Here is an 18,267-nt window from a genome sequence, read left to right as displayed (position 1 = left end):
TCCCGCTGGCTTTGTGCTCTGTGAACACCATAAACACGCTATATACCAAATTAATGCAATTTGAACTGTTGAATTCCTTGCTTTAAGCCACCGCTTTGTTGCGCGAGCTGATTGAGTGTCTCACTGGTTTGCTTGGCTTGCTCCAATAGCTGTGCCGAGTCGTCTTTCACTGCTAATATACGCTCATTAATATCACCCGATACTGCGGCCTGTTCTTCTGACGCCGTCGCAATCATCGTGGTCATTTCTAATATACTATCCAGTTCCTGGCGTAGTACCGTAAACGATTGGGCCGTTTCCATAACCAGCTCAACACTGGTCGCCCCCTCTTGTTGCAAACCAATCATTGTTTGACTTGCAGTATCTGCACCACTAATCAACTGAGAAATTTGGCTACGGATCTGTAATGTCGCATCATGGGTACGTTTAGCCAGATTACGCACTTCATCAGCCACTACGGCAAAACCTCGTCCCGATTCACCGGCTCTAGCAGCCTCTATCGCGGCATTGAGCGCCAATAGATTGGTTTGTTCTGCAATACTCTGAATCACATCTAAAATTGAGCTAATCTGCTCCGCTTCACGATTGAGGGCTAATACTGCCTGCCCGGCACCACCCAATTCCGTCAATAATCGTTCCAGTAATGCGCGACTCGTCTGCCAGTTTTGCTCTGAATCCAATGAGACTTGATGCGCATTTTGTACCCCTTGAGCCGTTCGCTGCGCAATTCCGGAAACTTCCTCAATGGTGGTGCTCATTTCATGAATAGCGACGGAAATACTATCGGTCGATTGCAGTTGATTTTGAGTTAACTGATTGGCTCTGGTCATCCTTTCAACACAACTATCCGCCATGTTATCGGTCTGATACACCTGCTCCTGAACTGAAATTAAGGTTTGATTAAAATTAGCAACGAGGCGATTAAATGATTGACTTAATAAAGAGAGTTCATTATTTCCTTGTTCATTTAAATTTAACGACATATTTTTGCTATCAGCAAATTCGTTCATAACCGCAACACAATTACTCAGTGGTTTAGTCATGCTTTTCATGACTAGCCAACAAAAAATAACAATAAACATCAATAAAGCAATGCTACTAAGACTAACTAGCAAAACTTCATTATTCGCCTGATTAAGTTTGTTATCCCGAGTATGCTGTAATTGTTGTAAAACAAATTGTTTGATAATTGCATAAGCATTTGCTACTCGATTTTTTGCATTGGGCCAATCGGTATTGGTCACCAAGGATTGCTTATCAATCACTGCGTATAAATTAAACACATCCCAATAAGTTTTAATTACCTGATCTAAGGTGTTTGCATTATTCATCTGTTGTGTAACCAGATCTTTTATATTATCAGCGGCATACTCCATAAATTGATGGCGATACGCATCCTCTATCGCTCGATAATGCATCAACTGGCCAAATTGATAACCACCAACAGGTTGCGAAATCGCTTGATCAATTTGTTCATTGAGTTGAGTGCTGGCATTACTGGCCTCTAGTAGAAAGTAATAAGCATTAGCTAAATTAGCCAATTGCTGATCCTGGCTTGCATATACTGCAATTTTAGAAATAGATTTAAGTAAACTCTCGGCTAACCTAGCAATATCCACTCCAGTCCAGATTGTATTACCATCAAATGCTGCCCGGTATTCATCTGAGCTGGCTAATTTTTGATCTGCAACTTGACGGATTAATTTTAATTGCAACAGCTTATTATTAACTTGCTCTAAGGTATCATCTTTAAAAATGATTTTCAGAATTTTTTGTTCACGCTCGATAAATTGCATTAATTCAAGAATAAATCGATCACTTTCTTTTCTTGCTGTCAACATATGTGTATAAAAAACATTTGCCTGACTAGTTTCATCAGCATATACATATTGTTTAGTTATGTTTTGCTCTTGCGTCAACGCAGGCAATATTGGTGCGATAGACTGTACATATTCAATCGCAATAGCTAAATCATCCATAGTATTTTTAGTATGAATTGCCATGCTAAGACGTTGACCAGAAAAAACCATAATCGCCAGGCAAGGAATAAATATTAATAATAAAATTCTATGTTTAATAGATATAAATGATAATAATTTCATATCGATGTAACCTTAGGTATTAATGTGCTAAACAACTTGACAATGATGTACCTAGTTGTGAGGGGAATAAGATGAATAAAAAGACCGGATAATTCCGGTCTAGCCACTGCTTTTATTTAAGAACGGCGGAGGCTCGGTAAAGCCATGTATCTGATTGAGCGTGAATAATATTCACCTCTTCAGGACGCTGATAAAACGTACTGCCCGCACCAGAATAATGTTGCTGGTTGGCTAACCGCACTTCACCGGATAATACCAACCAAATGCAAGCACCTTGTTCATCAGGCGTGGTGAGGGTTTGACCTTTAGCTAAATGATATTCACGTAACTGAAAATCGTTGACGGGTACTCGATATTCAATCCCACCATCATTGGTCGCAACTCCAAGAACAGCAGCAGGCGTGATCGGTTCAAAATCAGTGATCGCCAACAGTTCAGTAACATCAACATGCTTAGCGGTCAGTCCGCCGCGGATCACGTTATCCGAGTTGGCCATCAATTCAATATTTTGCCCTTCCAAATACGCATGGGGAACCCCTGCTGCTTGATAGACGACTGATCCTTTCGGGACATACATCAGGTTCATGATAAAGATCATGATCAAACCAGCATCATGCGCCAGCGACTGGCGCTCAGCGCGTAATGCCGCACGCATAAACCAAAACAGTGATTGAGATTTTGAGATCTCATTTTGTTGATAAGCTAACCGATAGTGCTCAATGATTGGTGAGACTAAGCGGTGTAATTCACTCGGTGATAGCGCAAAAATCGCCGCGACAAACTCTTTTAAACTCCGTTGTTGATATACATCGGCTAATGCTTCCGTCGATTTGTATTTTTTTAACTCCGCGACACTTTCCGTAACGTTACGGAACCCGTGCAATAAATAAAAGTCGGATAATGCCAACATCAGCTCCGGCTTGTGATTATTGTCTTTATAGTTACGACGACTACTCTCGATCATCAGCCGATTTTCACGCGCAAAACCCTGTTTAGCTTGTGCTTGGGTTGGATGAACTTGAATAGAAAGCGGCTCACGGACATCAAGCACTTTCAGTAAATAGGGCAGACGGGAGCCAAACTGTTCAACCACTTTCTTACCTAAACGATATTCTGGCGCCGCATCAATCCAAGTGGTGAGCAACGAACCATCAACCAAGGTCGAGGAGCCCGCTAAGTGATCACCCAACCACAGTTCAGCAAAAGGCTGGCGAGCATCCTGACTATCGAGCAGCATCGGCAAATAATAATAACCACCCCAGTCATAGTGTTTAATCGCTCCTTTAATCTCAATCATCTTACTCTCCTCAATATAAAAAATAACTATTAATCAAAAGTTTAAATAAAAAACACCGTAGCTAAGTGACAAATTTAGCCAGCTCTTGTTGCTGGGCTTGCGATAACGCCATCAAATGATGACTCCGTTGATTGACCTGCTGCAACGCATGAATGTTGCCCTCTAGACTGGCCACCACCATGGTTACTGAGTTGGCAATATGCGCACAAGATTGATGCTGTTCAGCCGCCGATCGACTAACGCTATCCGTCTCTTGCACTAGGCTGAAAACATGATCATCAATTTGGGTAATCGCGGTTTTGGTGGCAGCTAAATATTGGGTATTGCTGTGCATCTGCTCTGAACAAAACGACATACTTTGTACCGCTTGTGCACTGGCTTGCTGGAGGTTTTCAATTAAGGTTTGGATCTTATGCGTGGAATGGGTGGTCTGTTTGGCAAGGTTACTCACTTCATCCGACACTACCGCAAAGCCACGGCCATGTTCACCCGCACGGGCGGCTTCAATCGCCGCATTCAAAGCCAGCAAATTGGTTTGATGGGCAATATCTTCAATCACACTGATGATTTGGCTGATATCTGCGGTTCGTTTGGCTACATCAGCGATGATCTGCGAGCTTTGGGCGATAAACTGATCTAACTGCTGGTTGCCAGACACATTCTGACCCACTGTATTGAGTGTTGTGGCAACAATGCTGCTGATCTGTTGGGTATGACTGGTTGATTGAGCAATCGCTTGCTCAGTTTGATCACTGATGGTCGCTAACTGTTCGGTCGCGGTTGAAATACTGTGCATCGCCAATGTTTGCTGCTGACCAGATTGACACACCTCATCAATCGCACGTGAGTTTTGTTCACTCTGCAGGCTAAGATCATGGTTATTGGTTTTCACCTGATCGATCAGCACACGGTTGACTTGCATCACCTTAGCTAATTTTTCAGCAAGCAGCCTAAATTCACTGCTCCAACCGGTGGTCGTGACCTGCTGGGCATAATTACCGTCAACCAGTTGCTGCAGAATATTGAGTAGATAACCAATCGGGCGCTGAATGTGCAGTGCCAATACCGAGCCCGCCACAACAAGCACTAGTATTGAACCCGCTAAAGTCATCCATTGTACCGTCACTATCGCATCTAATACCGCGGTAACATCCGCTTGCACCGTATGATTATTGGCCAAGACATAGCGGGCAACCTGGCTAATTTGTTGCGCGATTTGCTGGGTAAGCTGTTGATAATGCGCTTGTCGCTCGCTCAGTTGTTGATATTCGTTCAGTAATGCGACTTTTTGCGCAGCAAGACTTTGCTCAGAAAATAGAAATTGATTCAGTTTGGCACTGGCCACTTGATAATCGAGTTCCTTGCTTAAGGCTGGAATTTCCTCATGTAGATAGAGCTCCTCCTCGGCTAATGTGCGCTGTAATAGTTGCAGTTGTTGCACAATCACTTGTGCCGGTTGGCGCTGATAAATAAATAACATGCGATTTGCCAGCGCAATCGCCGCATTACGTTTTTCTAAATAGGCCTCAATATCTTTTTGTAAAAACTCATCCGCGCCCACATTGCTGACCACTCGTTTTAAGGTGATATCGGCCGAGACGACTAAGTTGTCCAACTCTTGGCGATCGGCAGTGATGCGCTGCTCTTGCTGTAAAATGATCTGCTTATGCTGCTGCAATGGCTCAAGGGTTATCGCCAGTGCGGTCAGCAAAGGTTGCCATTGATCAGGCTCAACCATCGATAATTGGATGGCTTGTGCCACCTCTTGCTGCAACTGTTGTAACCGATCGTTGAGCGCCAACACCGCGTCGTTATAGTCACGTGGGTGCTGCAATGCGAGCAAGCTGGCTAATTGCAGGTCGAGCGCTTGGCTACGATGCTGTAATTGACTAGAAATGTCATTTAAGGTTTGCGAGTGCTGGATCACTACCGCTAGGCTGTCTTTCGCGGAAGTCGCACGATAAAGCGTCAGCGCATTGGTCAATGAAAAAATCATCAATACGCTGACAAAAGCCACAATAATTTGGGTAACAACTTTCATAAGTTTCCCTTTACGGCTGGGAAAGGGAGAGAGCAAGGTGCTCTCTCCAAAGTAAGGACAATAAATTGGGGTCAGACGGGTTAGAACCACACCTCCGCTTGCACACCAAAGTTCAGCGTGTCAGTGTCGCCATTGCGTGTGTACCCACTGTCGATACCACCGAAATACCCCTTGGCGCTACCCACCGCATCTTTATCCCACTTAGCATAAGTGACAAAAGCACGCAGTTGTGGACGCGCCCAGAAACCGGTTTCCAGCATTAAGGTCGGCGCGATGGTCACTTTATACAGACCACCATCAATACCATCGGCAATATCTTCTTTTAGATATTCATAACCGACCTCATACTGCATGGCGAAATTTTTGGTGATTTGGTTATGTGGACGTACCCCAATCGCGTAAATATCACGATCGAATGGAGTTGATTCGGTATTCCAAGCGTTATAGTCAGAATCTTTTTGATAGAAAGCGAAAGTGGAAACTTCCCATGATTCATTCAGGTTAGCGAGACCATCAAACACAATCCGTGTTGATTTAGTATCGTCTAAGTTTGCAAATCCCCAGCCATTTTTACCGAGCGAATCGCCCGCGGCCATGCCTTCACCGTATTGTGCGGTAATGCGTGAATAACCATTGGTTAAACCATAGAAACTGCCTAGGTTATAGACCGCAGTTAAGCCATAACCATCGGTCGCATTACCTTTCCATTCTTCAGACTCTTCCATGGTATGAGCCACAAATTGAAGATCTAAGCCTGTGCCCGCAATCGATTTAAACCACACATTGAGTGATAAGTCGTCAGAATAACCTTGCTTGGTGCCATCTACGGGTACTGTATTCTTACCGCTTGGCATAAAGGCATAAACACCGACATCCATTTTGGCAAAGCCAACATCGATTTTATCGATACCACCGCCGGTACCGTTATATTGGATATACTCCCAGTCGAATTGGTGGCTAGACGTATTCGACGAGCTGTAACGTTTACCGGCCCAAAATACCGTTTCAGGTGAGAAAGCAAAGCCGCCCATTTCCACAAAACCTTCGCGGAACTGGATGTCATGCTTATCGCCATCCACACAGTTCCAGTCGGCAGTACAGTTGGTTTCGTGCGTCAGGTTGGCACGAAACTTGGCCCATGCTCCTTCATCAGTAGTAAATTTCACCGTTGGTAACAGTTCAATTTTGGTGTTCTGCTCATTACCTAAACGGAATGAACCATATTTAGTCAACAAACCAATCGTTTGGCTACGTGTGCCATCCGAGTTCAGTAGCAAGCCAGATTTTAAGTAACCGTGTAGTTCAGCAGAAGTGTCTAACGCCATTGCAGGAGCAGAGGCTACCACTAAGCCAAGAATGATACCTTTCGTTAATTTATTTAGTTCCATAGTGCTTCTTCTTATCGTTACTGTACAAAAAGTTTAAATACCCACTTAGTAAAATCCCTTTAATTGCGGCACCTCACCAAGGACAGGCTCACTATAGCAAACCAACAAATGGTAACGTTACGATTTCGATCACTAATTTTAGAGCAAAATTAAAATTTGGCAATATTTGAGATCCCATTATCTTTTTGGGCTATAAACACCTATCAGTAACACTTTTTACCGTCGAATGCTGGGTTAATTTATTATTGCGATCACAATTTTAAGGCATAAAAAAGAGCGCCGTCAGGCACTCTTTTATTTATAATCTTAACACAATGAAGTGAGATTATTATTCTCTCTCGTCATTAGTGATTTTTTTCAATTAACGCTATACGCTGTGCAACACATTGCGCTGAGGTCAATGGATCTTCTGGAGTATTGATCACATAATCGACTAATTGCTCGACCGTGGTCGTTAATACATGACAACGAGTATCCGAAGAGGCGTAATAGATAAAAACCTCACCATTATCACGTGCAATTAAGCCATTAGAAAAGACCACATTCGATACATCCCCCACTCGCTCAGCACCTTCAGGAGCGAGAAAATAGCCGCCAGGACGATGAATAACTTGTTTCGGATCGCTCAGTGAGGTCATAAAACTGTACAACACATAGCGTAATCCAGCCGCCGTGTTACGCACGCCATGAGCAATATGCAACCAGCCTTTCTCGGTTTTGATCGGTGCCGGCCCTTGGCCATTTTTCGACTCTTTAATGGTGTGATAGGTTTTCGGATCGATCACATGCTCGATCTCCACCTGCGCATTATCCATGCTAGCGGTCAGCCCCATGCCAATGCCGCCGCCTTTGCCTGCTTCAATAAAGCTATCTTGCGGGCGGGTATACAGTGCGTATTGGCCATCAATAAATTCTGGGTGCAACACCACATTGCGCTGCTGGGCAGAACGGGTTTTTAAATCGGGCAAACGCTGCCAGGTTTTTAAATCGGTGGTACGCACAATACCGCATTGTGCCACGGCTGCCGATTCATCACCGGGAGCCGCATGCGGATCCTTACGCTCAGTACAAAATAAACCGTAAATATAGCCGTCTTCATGCTTAACTAAACGCATATCGTAAATATTGGTATCCGGCTCATCCGTTTCAGGGATCACACACGGTTTATCCCAAAAAGTGAAGCCATCAATTCCATTGTCAGATTCCGCCACCGCAAAAAATGATTTACGATCATAACCTTCAACTCGGGCAATTAAATAGAACTTACCATTTAATTCAATTGCCCCTGGGTTTAAAACTGCATTAATGCCTAAGCGCTCCATTAAAAATGGATTGCTCTCAGAATTAAGATCATAACGCCATGCCAGTGGAGCATGCTGTGCGGTTAATACGGGTTTTTGATAACGAAAAAATACGCCATTCCCCGGTGTAACCGGAGTGTTTTTATACTGAGTATGCGTGGCAAACTCTGCGGTTAATTGTGCCATTCTTTGTTTGAAAATTGACATACATCGCCTTAATCATCTTATTTGATATTGATCACCTAGCGAATTAAGAGTGAAGCAAACAAAAATAACAACGTTACGGAATTAATCAACTTCACTCTTAATCTGCACCTAAGTTAGAACACTTCTGATTTGGTTGTTAGCTCCGTCATCAGATCATCAATCGTGGTATAAGCCACTGCGGAATAGGTGTCGGCAGCACCATAGTAAACCGCTATTCGCCCTGTAGCTGAATCGGCTAACGCAGCACATGGGAATGCAACATTAGGCACAAAACCGGTCGTTTCATAAGATTTTTCAGGGGTGAGAATGTAATCGCGAGTGCGATATTTCACCTTCCATGGCTCATCAATATCTAACAACGCGGCACCAAAGCTATAAACAAAACCATTACAGGTGCCAGATACACCGTGATAGATCATCAACCAGCCTGCTGAGGTTTCAATCGGAATGGGACCTGCGCCAATTTTGGTACCTTGCCACCAGCCATTACCGCCTTTACCCATCACATGGCGATGTTTACCCCAATACTCCATATCATTAGAATGGCTGAGGAAAATATCACCAAATGGGGTATGACCTGAATCAGAAGGACGATTTAGCATCATAAATTGGCCGTTCACTTTACGCGGGAACAACACACCATTGCGGTTAAACGGTACACAGGCATTTTCTAAGCGAGTGAACGTTTTGAAATCTTTGGTCATACCGACACCTAAGGTTGCACCATGATCATCGGTACACCAAGTGACGTAATAGACATCTTCAATTTTAACTACTCGCGGATCATAGGCGTAAGCAGGTTGGAATGGGTTACCTTGCTTGTCTTGCCATTGGATCGGCGCATGGTCAAATTGCCAATTTAAAGCATCTTGTGAGCGACCAACATGCAAATGTGGGCGACCATTTTTGTAATCGCAGCGGAATACCCCAATAAAAGCACCTTCAAACGGAACCACCGCCGAGTTATAAACTCGCGCTGCCGCTGGAAATGGGTTCCAATCAATAATTGGGTTACTACTGTTACGCCACATCACCCCTTCTTCACCCTGTGGGCGATCTTGCCAAGGCATATTCGGAATTGCTTGACCAATAATTTTTACAGACATGTTTTACTCCAAGTTTTTGCTTAATCCCACATAACCGCGTGATGGTTAGCAGGCACCGATGGCAGATCGGCCTTAAGCTTCTAATAGTGCTAAAATTTGCGCGGTTTTTTCTTCAACTAAAGATGGGTTCGCTCGGGATTCTACGTTCAAACGCACGACCGGCTCGGTATTGGATGAGCGCAGATTAAAGCGCCACTGTGCAAACTCCATACTAATTCCATCGGTAATATCGGTGACTAGTGCCTGATCAATAAACGCATTCCATACCCGCTCAACGGCGGCGTTGGCATCATCCACTTGACGATTAATTTCACCCGATATCGGATAATGGCTTTTGGCTTTCATCACAAACTGCGACAAGCTCAAACCTTGCACCGAAACCAGCTCGGCAATCAGTAACCACGGCAGCATTCCTGAGTCACAATAAGCAAAATCGCGGAAATAATGGTGGGCAGACATTTCACCGCCATAGACGGCATCTTCTTGACGCATCCGCTCTTTAATAAAGGCATGGCCCGTCTTTGATTGGATAGGCACCCCACCCGCTTGCTTAACCAGATCAATCGTGTTCCACGTTAAACGCGGATCGTGGATGATCTTGGCGTTAGGATCTTTGGCCAAAAAGGCCTGTGCTAACATGCCAACAATGTAATAGCCTTCAATAAAATCGCCATTTTCATCAAACAAGAAACAGCGATCGACGTCACCATCCCACGCCACGCCAAAATCGGCTTGATGTTCAATCACCGCATCGATGGTCGACTGACGGTTATCCACTAACAAAGGATTAGGGATGCCATTTGGAAAATTGCCATCTGGGGCATGATTAATCTTAATAAATTCAAATGGTAAATGAGCTTCTAGATTATCAATCATATGCCCTGCCGCACCATTACCCGCATTCACCACAATACGCAGAGGGCGTAATGCACTGCGGTTCAGATAACTCAATAGGTGTTGGGTATATTCTTGTGATATATCGTAACGTTGCGATTTTTGTTCATACAAAACGAGATCCTGAGAGGGAATATAAGACTTGCTCGCTACCAAGGCTTTAATATCGTTCAATCCACTATCACCACTGATTGGCTTGGATAACTCGCGCACTAACTTCATGCCGTTATACTGTTTCGGATTGTGGCTTGCCGTGATCATAATGCCACCATCTAAAGCTAAGTGACTGGTGGCAAAGTAGACCTCTTCGGTACCGACTAAGCCTAAATCCACCACTTCAACCCCGCCATCAATTAAACCGTGCCGCACGGCAGCGGCCAACGCTTCACTACTTAGGCGAATGTCGTAACCCACCGCGACTTTTTTCGCGGGAAGATAGTCAGCATAGGCACGGCCAATGCGATAGCTAATCTCTTCATTCAACTCATCTGGCAAGCGGCCACGAATGTCATAAGCCTTAAATGCCTTCACTAAATCCTGCATGATTTTCTCCCAAAATCGTAACGTTGCCATTTTTAAATCTTTAGGTCGCCATTTCAAGCACAAGTTGGAAATTTGCGTGATAAGTGTGATGAGGATTGAGTTTTGGATTTGGGCTGCGTTCAAAAAACCACGCCAGAGATTGAACTCTGGCGTTGATCATCAGCAGTAAATGACAAGGTTACGATTTATACTCAATAACATCGCGTCACTCTAACGTGGGTAGAACGTAGTTTTTTCAATGTAACGTAACGTTTTCGGATCGGCACCTTCCAGATATTTCACCATATAACGCGACAGCATATGCCCAATACGATGAAAATCTTGGCGTAATCCAGGGATCGGAGGGGTAAAAAAGCTCGGTAAATCACACGTCTCTACCGCGATGATATCAATATCTTGGCCGATCTTTTTACCCGCATCCTGAATGCCGGCCACTATGCCACACGCACTGATCTCTGAGCCACAAATAATACCATCGGGTGGATTTTCCCCAGCCATTAAACGACGCGCATAATCACGGTAGTTATCAACATCGGTATCGAAAATAATGTCGCTGTCTTTGCAAAACTCAATACCAAACTCCATTGAAGCGCGCTTCACACCGTAATACTTGTGCCACGCATAGGTGTAAATATGCGACGAACTGAGTAAACGAATACGCTGGCAACCTTTGTTGTACAAATAACTGGCGGCTCGATAACCAATATCATAGTTATCAATATCCACATAGGCGTGTTCAATGCTCATCTCGGTCTGACCAAAAGTGACAAACGGAATGCCCTGCTCATGCAGATAAGTCACCCGTTCATCTTGAGTTTCGGTCAAGTTAAAAATAATCCCGCCCGCTAAGTTATTTTCAACCGCATATTTAACTGGGATCAGCGGATCTTGTCCTGGTTCAAGGGGTAATACGGTCAGATGAAATGGTGTCCCCTTCAACCCTGCGGTTAAACCAGCAATTAACGCTAAGCTACCGACATCACCGACAATATCCCCGGGTTTGGTAACCGGTAATATCGCACAAATGTTGTAATTAATGCCGGTACGCAAACCTAATCCAGAAAGATTGGGACGATAGCCGAGCTTTTCCGCCGCCGCTTTGACTTTATCTTTGGTTGGCTGCTTCACATCATCGCCGTCTTTAAGCGCGCGAGAGACGGTCGTCACTGACAGCCCAGTATATTCAGCTATGGTTTTCAGGGTCGCTTTCGACATAATTATTCAACTTATCGCCATATTCAAATTCGTAACGTTAAGAAAGTCTCGCATTGATGGGGGATTCACTCAAGAGAAAAGGTGAGTTTTTTAAGCCATATCAAAAAAACAAGTGCAGATCATCAAATTAACCGAAACAAGACTGTCGTAATCACCAATTTGTGATTATGGTGCACTACTTACTCACTCCTCACAGTAGAACACTGCTTGCAAACGCTATGTTGAAAAATGTCACTATTTATGATGTTGCTAAACGGGCAAATGTTTCACCAGCAACCATTTCTCGCTACCTCAATCGCAGTACTTTTATTAAACCGGACAAAATAGTAGCAATAGAAAAAGCTATTTTTGAATTGGGGTTTCGGCCGCGCCAACATAAAAATCAATCAGCGACCACACGCACCATGTTGATTGGAATTATCGCCCCTTGCTATGATACTGCATGGGTGAGTACGATATTAGAAGGAATGTCGAGCTGCAGCCACCAACATAATTACGATCTATTGATAGAAACGACACAGTGGCAACAAGATCGTGAACGTATTGAATTACAAGGTTATAAACAGCGTAATGTCGATGGAGTTATCGTACTGGGTGGTTTACTGCCAGCTTCGGAAGTAAAAAATATCTGCCAATCGCTACCCGTGCTGTTTTTATCTCGTGGGGGAGAAACGGGGGATATTCCCGTGCTCAATATTGATAATGAACTCGGTGGATATTTAGCGACTACCCACCTGATCCAAAAAGGCCATACCAAGATTGCCCATCTGAGTGGGCCTCAACACAATTTAGATGCAATCCAGCGCTTCACTGGCTATCAGCGAGCACTGCAAAGTGCAGGGATTGCCTATAATCCACAATGGGTCGGTAATGCCAATTACGACCAATATGGTGGATTTTGGCAAGCACAAGCGCTGAAGAAGAAGTATCCCGAGCTTACCGCCATATTTGCGGCCAATGATTTAAGTGCCTTTGGTGCTATACAAGCCTTACACCAAATAGGGCTTACCGTACCCAAAGATGTTTCCATCATCGGTTTTGATGATGTCGCCACCGCAAATTTTTTCATTCCGCGCTTAACCACAGTACAGCAACCATTTTTTACAATAGGTCAAGTTGCCATCAACGCTATGCTGAACATGATCAATGGTCATCAAGCGGATTATGCCATTCCAGCCGTGACCATCATTGAACGAGAAAGCTGTCGTAATATTGGGCATGTTTCATGGAAAAATGAAGTAAATCAAAAAATTAAACATTTTCAACGACCAAAAGTTTCACCACAATAATCGGTACTGTGCCCACATCGTAATTTTTGAACTCTCGTACTACTGACTGCAGAAAGAGTGTGCTTCCGCTCACGCTAGCCATTATGCACTCTCAGTAGGATTTAGCCTTCATCGCGCCGCATACTCACGGCGATTGCACTTATTTAGGTAAAATAATCATGATGCAAGAGAGCATTCCATATTTTAGTCAATGGCCTAAAATCGATTCCGCCATCACTCAAGACCCAAAGATTGAACAGGAAATCCGTCAAATCCTCGCTCAAATGACTCTGGAAGAGAAAATCGGCCAGATGATCCAGCCCAATCTACGGGGAGTCACTCCAGAACAAGCTAAACAATACAAACTCGGTTCAATTCTCAATGGTGGAGGGACTTGGGTTGATGAAAATAAACATGCTACAGCACAACAATGGGTCGATAAAGCCGATCAGTTTTGGCAAGCACTGGAAGAAGCTTATGCTGACCGACCATTTAGAATTCCATTTATGTGGGCAACTGATGCCGTACATGGACATAACAACGTCTACAATGCCACTTTGTTTCCGCATAATATTGGCTTAGGCTGCTCACGAGATCCGGATCTCATCGAACAAATTGGTCAAATCACCGCACGTGAAATCGCTGCAACAGGGCTGGATTGGACATTTGCACCTACGGTTGCAGCCCCACGCAACTTACGTTGGGGAAGAACCTATGAAGGTTATGCCGAAGATTGTGCCATCACTTATCACTACGCTGCATGCATGGTTAAAGGGCTGCAAGGTGATGCCAGCCAATTGAACAGTGATCATAAAGTGATTTCCAGCGTCAAACATTGGGTTGGTGATGGTGGTACTCAAAATGGCATTGACCGCGGCAATAATGATTATGATGAAGATCTGTTACGTAACCTACATGCGGGAGGCTATTTTAGCGGCTTAAATGCCGGTGCTCAGGTTGTCATGTGTTCATTTAATCGCTGGCAACATCCAGCCAATTACGATCACTCACCTCAAGATAACATTGCATATAACCATAAGATCCATGGCAGTAAATACTTGCTCACTGATGTGTTGAAAAACCAGATGGGGTTTGATGGCCTAATTATCACCGATTGGAATGGGCATGCCGAAGTCAGTCAATGCAGTAATGGTGATGCCAGCTATGCGATTAATGCGGGCAACGATATTTTAATGGTAACCGAGGCCGAACACTGGATCGCGGTGATTGAAAAAACCCTCCGTGATGTCAGAGCGGGAGTGATTGCAATCCAGCGGATTGATGATGCGGTATTACGCATTCTACGGGTTAAACAACGTGCTGGATTATGGAGCAAACCGCGCCCAAGCCAGCGTAGTCTTGCGGGTTCCCAAACCCTAATCGGTGCCACGCCTCACCGCTTAGTTGCACGGCAAGCCGTACGCAAGTCCATGGTATTATTGAAAAATAAACAGCAAATCCTACCGCTCTCTCGCCAGCAAAAAATACTACTGACCGGATCGGCGGCCAATAATATTACCAAACAGATCGGTGGTTGGAATCTGACTTGGCAAGGTGATGAAAATGTCACATCGGATATTCCAAATGGGATGACGATTAAAGCGGCTCTGGAGCATGAGCTTGGCGCAAATTCGGTCTGTTTTGACCCTGAATTGCGCAGCGATTTAAGCCAAGCAACAGTGGCAATTGTCGCATTCGGTGAAGATCCCTATGCCGAAATGCTAGGAGACATCCAACCGGAGCAATCCCTTAACTTTGCTCAACTCAAAGCGAGTTATGCACAAGATTGCCAGCGGATCCAACAATTACAACAAGCAGGGGTGAAAATAATCTCGCTATTTTTTAGTGGCCGGCCGCTTTACGTCAATCCACAAATTAATCAAAGTGACGCATTTATCGCTGCGTTTTTACCCGGAAGTGAAGGCCTCGGCATCACCGATCTGCTACTACGCACACCAACCGGGGAGATTCAATACGATTTCGTCGGCAAACTCTCCTTTAGTTGGCCAAATCGACCGGATAGTTTTGCGGTACATCGTATACCACCACATATTCAGCCTTATCAAATACACTATGCTGAACAAGCTCCTACAGGTGAGCACACACCGCTATTTGAATATGGTTATGGTTTAAACTATTCAAGCATCTCAGCTCAAGATCTTGATAACCTCCCCGAAGAACCATTACCCCATCATCCAGTACGCCAAACCAACTTAACCCTGTTTGGATCTGCTGCAACCCGTGGTCAATACGTCATGCAAGTGTGTGAACACAATACTCACCAACTTGTATCACGTAATAATCCTCAACAATTTGCCGGATTAACCACTCAACCCTACGACTATTTACTACAGCAAGACTCTATACTCTGCCATTTCTACTCCAGCCACAGCAGCATAGAGATAGTGACCATCGATGGGCAACCTCAAAGCATCGAACCTTGGCTCGCCGAAGGACAGCTCTGTTTCGATATTCGTGTCAATACTCCTGTCACAGCCCCCGTATGGCTATCGATGGGCGAAGAGACTCAGCAGTTAGACATCAGCCCACAATTCACTAACAGCGAGCCACAATTTTATCCCATTCGGCAGACGATCAAAGCAATGATCTCCCGATCACAAAGTGAACGCAGTACATTATTTCGATTACAAAGCGAACAGCCCGCACAATTTGTGCTGGCCAATATCCGCTTTGAGCAGCCTAAATCAACGGATGAAAAACTAAGTTGAACTGAAAATCGTAACGTTATCTTTAATATTTTTTGATTAAAACTCACCAACAGGATGAAAAAATGAAATTTTACTCAGGAATTACCGCCATGTTAGCTGCCACTTTGGCCTCCGTTAGTACTACTCAAATCGCCGTAGCAAATGAATCGGTTACGTTAAGCAACCCGCAGGCATCTATAGCCACGATAGCGCTATATAACCAATTGCTTGACTTAGAAAACAAAACTGAAAATCGGCTCTTAAGTGGCCTATTTGGCGGATATAGTGATATTGATCGCACCGATTATGGTCGCTATAACGCAGATAACGAAGTGGTTGAAAATCGATCCGGGCAAAAAGTTGACGATAATGAAATGGTCCGCATCGAAAAAATCACCGGCAAACGCCCAGTCATTTATGCTTGTGACTTTGGACTCGGTTGGATGGCTTATAAAAATGCTAGTGATGCGATTGCAACGGGCTGTGTCGATGATTTGATCCTAAAAGCCAAACAGGGACATCTGGTACAAATTAGCAATCACTTAATTAGCCCTATTTATACCTTTGAAGATAATTTCAAAACCGCAATTACCAATCAACAGTATGCGAAAATCTTTGAGGATGGCACGCTTGAACGACAACGCTGGATAGACATTATGGATGAAGTCGCCAAAGGTTTAGATAAATTTAAACAGGCGGATATTCCAGTGCTATTTCGTCCACTGCATGAAATGAATGGCGACTGGTTTTGGTGGGGTGCGGACAATAACCGTGGAGGGAGCGCAGAACGTCAACAACTATTTAAACGCTTATTTGCAGATATGCACCACTATTTAAGTGAAGTTAAAGGGCTAAATAATCTAATTTGGATTTATTCGGCAGATTATTCTCGGCCAGCACTGGTGGAATATTATCCAGGAGATGCTTATGTCGATATCGTGGGAATTGATGCCTATTTTGAAAATTTACAAGAAATTAATCAGTTAAAAAAAGCCTACACCACTATGATAAAAGCTTTCAATAAGCCCTATGCTCTGACAGAAACCGGACCACGCGCCAATTGGAACCCTAATGGTGAGTGGCGGCCTAAACAACCATTTGATTATGAATACCTCATTCAAACCATCGCCAAAGATATGCCAAAGACCACATTCTTCCTAACTTGGAATACTGGATTTGGTCCCGCATGGAACCTGAACGCTCAGCAAGCTTACACTCATCCTTGGGTTGCAACACTGGGTGAGTTTTAAAGAACTGAGATCGGCGTAACGTGAATCCGCTGAAATAATAGCGTTTCGATAGCCATAAGCGGCAGTGACCGCTTATGGCAGAAACCATTAGCTCTGTAGGGCGCGCTGGCGATAGTCACGTGGCGAGAGCCCATAGAATTTTTTAAAGCGATGAGTAAAGTTATTTGGATCTTGATAACCGAGTCGCAGGGCAATCATCGCAATTGACCAATCTTTATTACTCAATAAATCGACGGCTTTTTTCATGCGCAATGCAACAATATAATCACGTGGTGACATACCCACCAGTTGTTTCATGACCCGATTTAATTGTTCGACACTAATGAAACTGCGCTCAGCAATGGTGGAAATTTTCCAGTCGAGATGCAATTGTGATTCAACACTGTTAAATACGCTCAGCACTCGCATATGGGTATCGGAAATATTGGAATTGACATCGGACAACACTTTGACCAATTCACTCAGCATCATAGTGCGAAACGCTGAACGCCCACCGATTTCTCGGTGAAGTAGTGAAGCGAGCGACCAAATCGATTCACAACCATCAAAATGGATCACTGGACCATTAATTTTCGATAAGTTTTTCCAACTCAGGGTATCATTTAATAACAACCAGACCATTTTCCAAGGCTGCTGTGGGTTCGCTAACTCGATGCGAAACGGCTGACCACTTGGCAAAATCGTGATGGTATTGGCTAAAATTTCATGACGACCTTGGTCAACAGTCAAAATGCCTGCACCATCTAAGGTCACCAACACCGTATGCACCTCAGGATTGACACGTCCTACCCGATAGTTCTGTTTAAGATGAGCCAATCCAGCCATAAAAATATCGTACTGTTTCATCTCGGCGATGTCTGATCTGACCAAGAAACGCTCTTCACACTCAGAGGCAAGATACACCTCATCCACCCAGCCTTTATTCATCGCTTTCCCTACAACATGAC

The 18,267-nt window shown here is 44.2% G+C and carries 12 protein-coding genes; 3 read left to right on the top strand and 9 right to left on the bottom strand.

Annotation, left to right across the window (positions count from 1 at the left end; translation table 11 throughout):
- Positions 1-50: 50 nt before the first annotated feature.
- The 8 genes from G7083_RS13585 to G7083_RS13550 form a co-directional block, all read right to left on the bottom strand.
- Positions 51-2,102, bottom strand: coding sequence for a methyl-accepting chemotaxis protein (locus tag G7083_RS13585; protein ID WP_166015363.1), 2,052 nt, complete (start codon positions 2,100-2,102; stop codon positions 51-53).
- A gap of 112 nt (positions 2,103-2,214) precedes the next feature.
- Complete coding sequence (manA, locus tag G7083_RS13580) at positions 2,215-3,399, bottom strand: mannose-6-phosphate isomerase, class I (RefSeq protein ID WP_166015362.1); 1,185 nt, start codon at positions 3,397-3,399, stop codon at positions 2,215-2,217.
- A 61-nt stretch (positions 3,400-3,460) separates the two neighbouring features.
- Positions 3,461-5,440, bottom strand: a complete 1,980-nt coding sequence (locus tag G7083_RS13575; RefSeq protein WP_166015361.1) for a methyl-accepting chemotaxis protein — start codon at positions 5,438-5,440, stop codon at positions 3,461-3,463.
- An 80-nt stretch (positions 5,441-5,520) separates the two neighbouring features.
- Positions 5,521-6,828 (bottom strand): carbohydrate porin, encoded by a 1,308-nt coding sequence (locus tag G7083_RS13570; protein WP_166015360.1) that lies wholly within the window; start codon positions 6,826-6,828, stop codon positions 5,521-5,523.
- A 344-nt stretch (positions 6,829-7,172) separates the two neighbouring features.
- A complete protein-coding gene (locus G7083_RS13565) occupies positions 7,173-8,336 on the bottom strand; it encodes a glycosidase (protein WP_166015359.1) in 1,164 nt (387 codons plus the stop codon).
- A 113-nt stretch (positions 8,337-8,449) separates the two neighbouring features.
- Positions 8,450-9,442 carry a glycoside hydrolase family 130 protein gene (locus G7083_RS13560; protein ID WP_166015358.1) on the bottom strand — a complete coding sequence of 331 codons (993 nt, stop codon included), beginning with the start codon at positions 9,440-9,442 and terminating at the stop codon, positions 8,450-8,452.
- A gap of 72 nt (positions 9,443-9,514) precedes the next feature.
- Positions 9,515-10,879, bottom strand: a complete 1,365-nt coding sequence (locus tag G7083_RS13555) for a phosphomannomutase (RefSeq protein ID WP_166015527.1) — start codon at positions 10,877-10,879, stop codon at positions 9,515-9,517.
- Positions 10,880-11,089: 210 nt separating this feature from the next.
- Positions 11,090-12,094 (bottom strand): LacI family DNA-binding transcriptional regulator, encoded by a 1,005-nt coding sequence (locus tag G7083_RS13550; RefSeq protein WP_166015357.1) that lies wholly within the window; start codon positions 12,092-12,094, stop codon positions 11,090-11,092.
- Between the two features lie 218 nt (positions 12,095-12,312).
- Here G7083_RS13550 and G7083_RS13545 point away from each other — a divergent pair, with 218 nt between their 5' ends.
- The 3 genes from G7083_RS13545 (at position 12,313) to G7083_RS13535 (ending at position 17,320) form a co-directional block, all read left to right on the top strand.
- Positions 12,313-13,383, top strand: coding sequence for a substrate-binding domain-containing protein (locus G7083_RS13545; protein ID WP_166015356.1), 1,071 nt, complete (start codon positions 12,313-12,315; stop codon positions 13,381-13,383).
- 158 nt (positions 13,384-13,541) lie between these two features.
- On the top strand, positions 13,542-16,091 hold the full coding sequence (locus tag G7083_RS13540) for a glycoside hydrolase family 3 protein (RefSeq protein ID WP_166015355.1): 2,550 nt from the start codon (positions 13,542-13,544) through the stop codon (positions 16,089-16,091).
- Positions 16,092-16,153: 62 nt separating this feature from the next.
- Positions 16,154-17,320 (top strand): glycosyl hydrolase, encoded by a 1,167-nt coding sequence (locus G7083_RS13535; protein WP_166015354.1) that lies wholly within the window; start codon positions 16,154-16,156, stop codon positions 17,318-17,320.
- 87 nt (positions 17,321-17,407) lie between these two features.
- Here G7083_RS13535 and G7083_RS13530 read toward each other — a convergent pair whose 3' ends face one another.
- Positions 17,408-18,247 (bottom strand): AraC family transcriptional regulator, encoded by an 840-nt coding sequence (locus G7083_RS13530; RefSeq protein WP_166015353.1) that lies wholly within the window; start codon positions 18,245-18,247, stop codon positions 17,408-17,410.
- Between the last annotated feature and the right edge of the window lie 20 nt (positions 18,248-18,267).

This window comes from Vibrio sp. HDW18 (assembly GCF_011306175.1).
GTDB lineage: Bacteria > Pseudomonadota > Gammaproteobacteria > Enterobacterales > Vibrionaceae > Vibrio > Vibrio chanodichtyis.
This window is presented reverse-complemented; position numbering and strand designations above follow the sequence as displayed.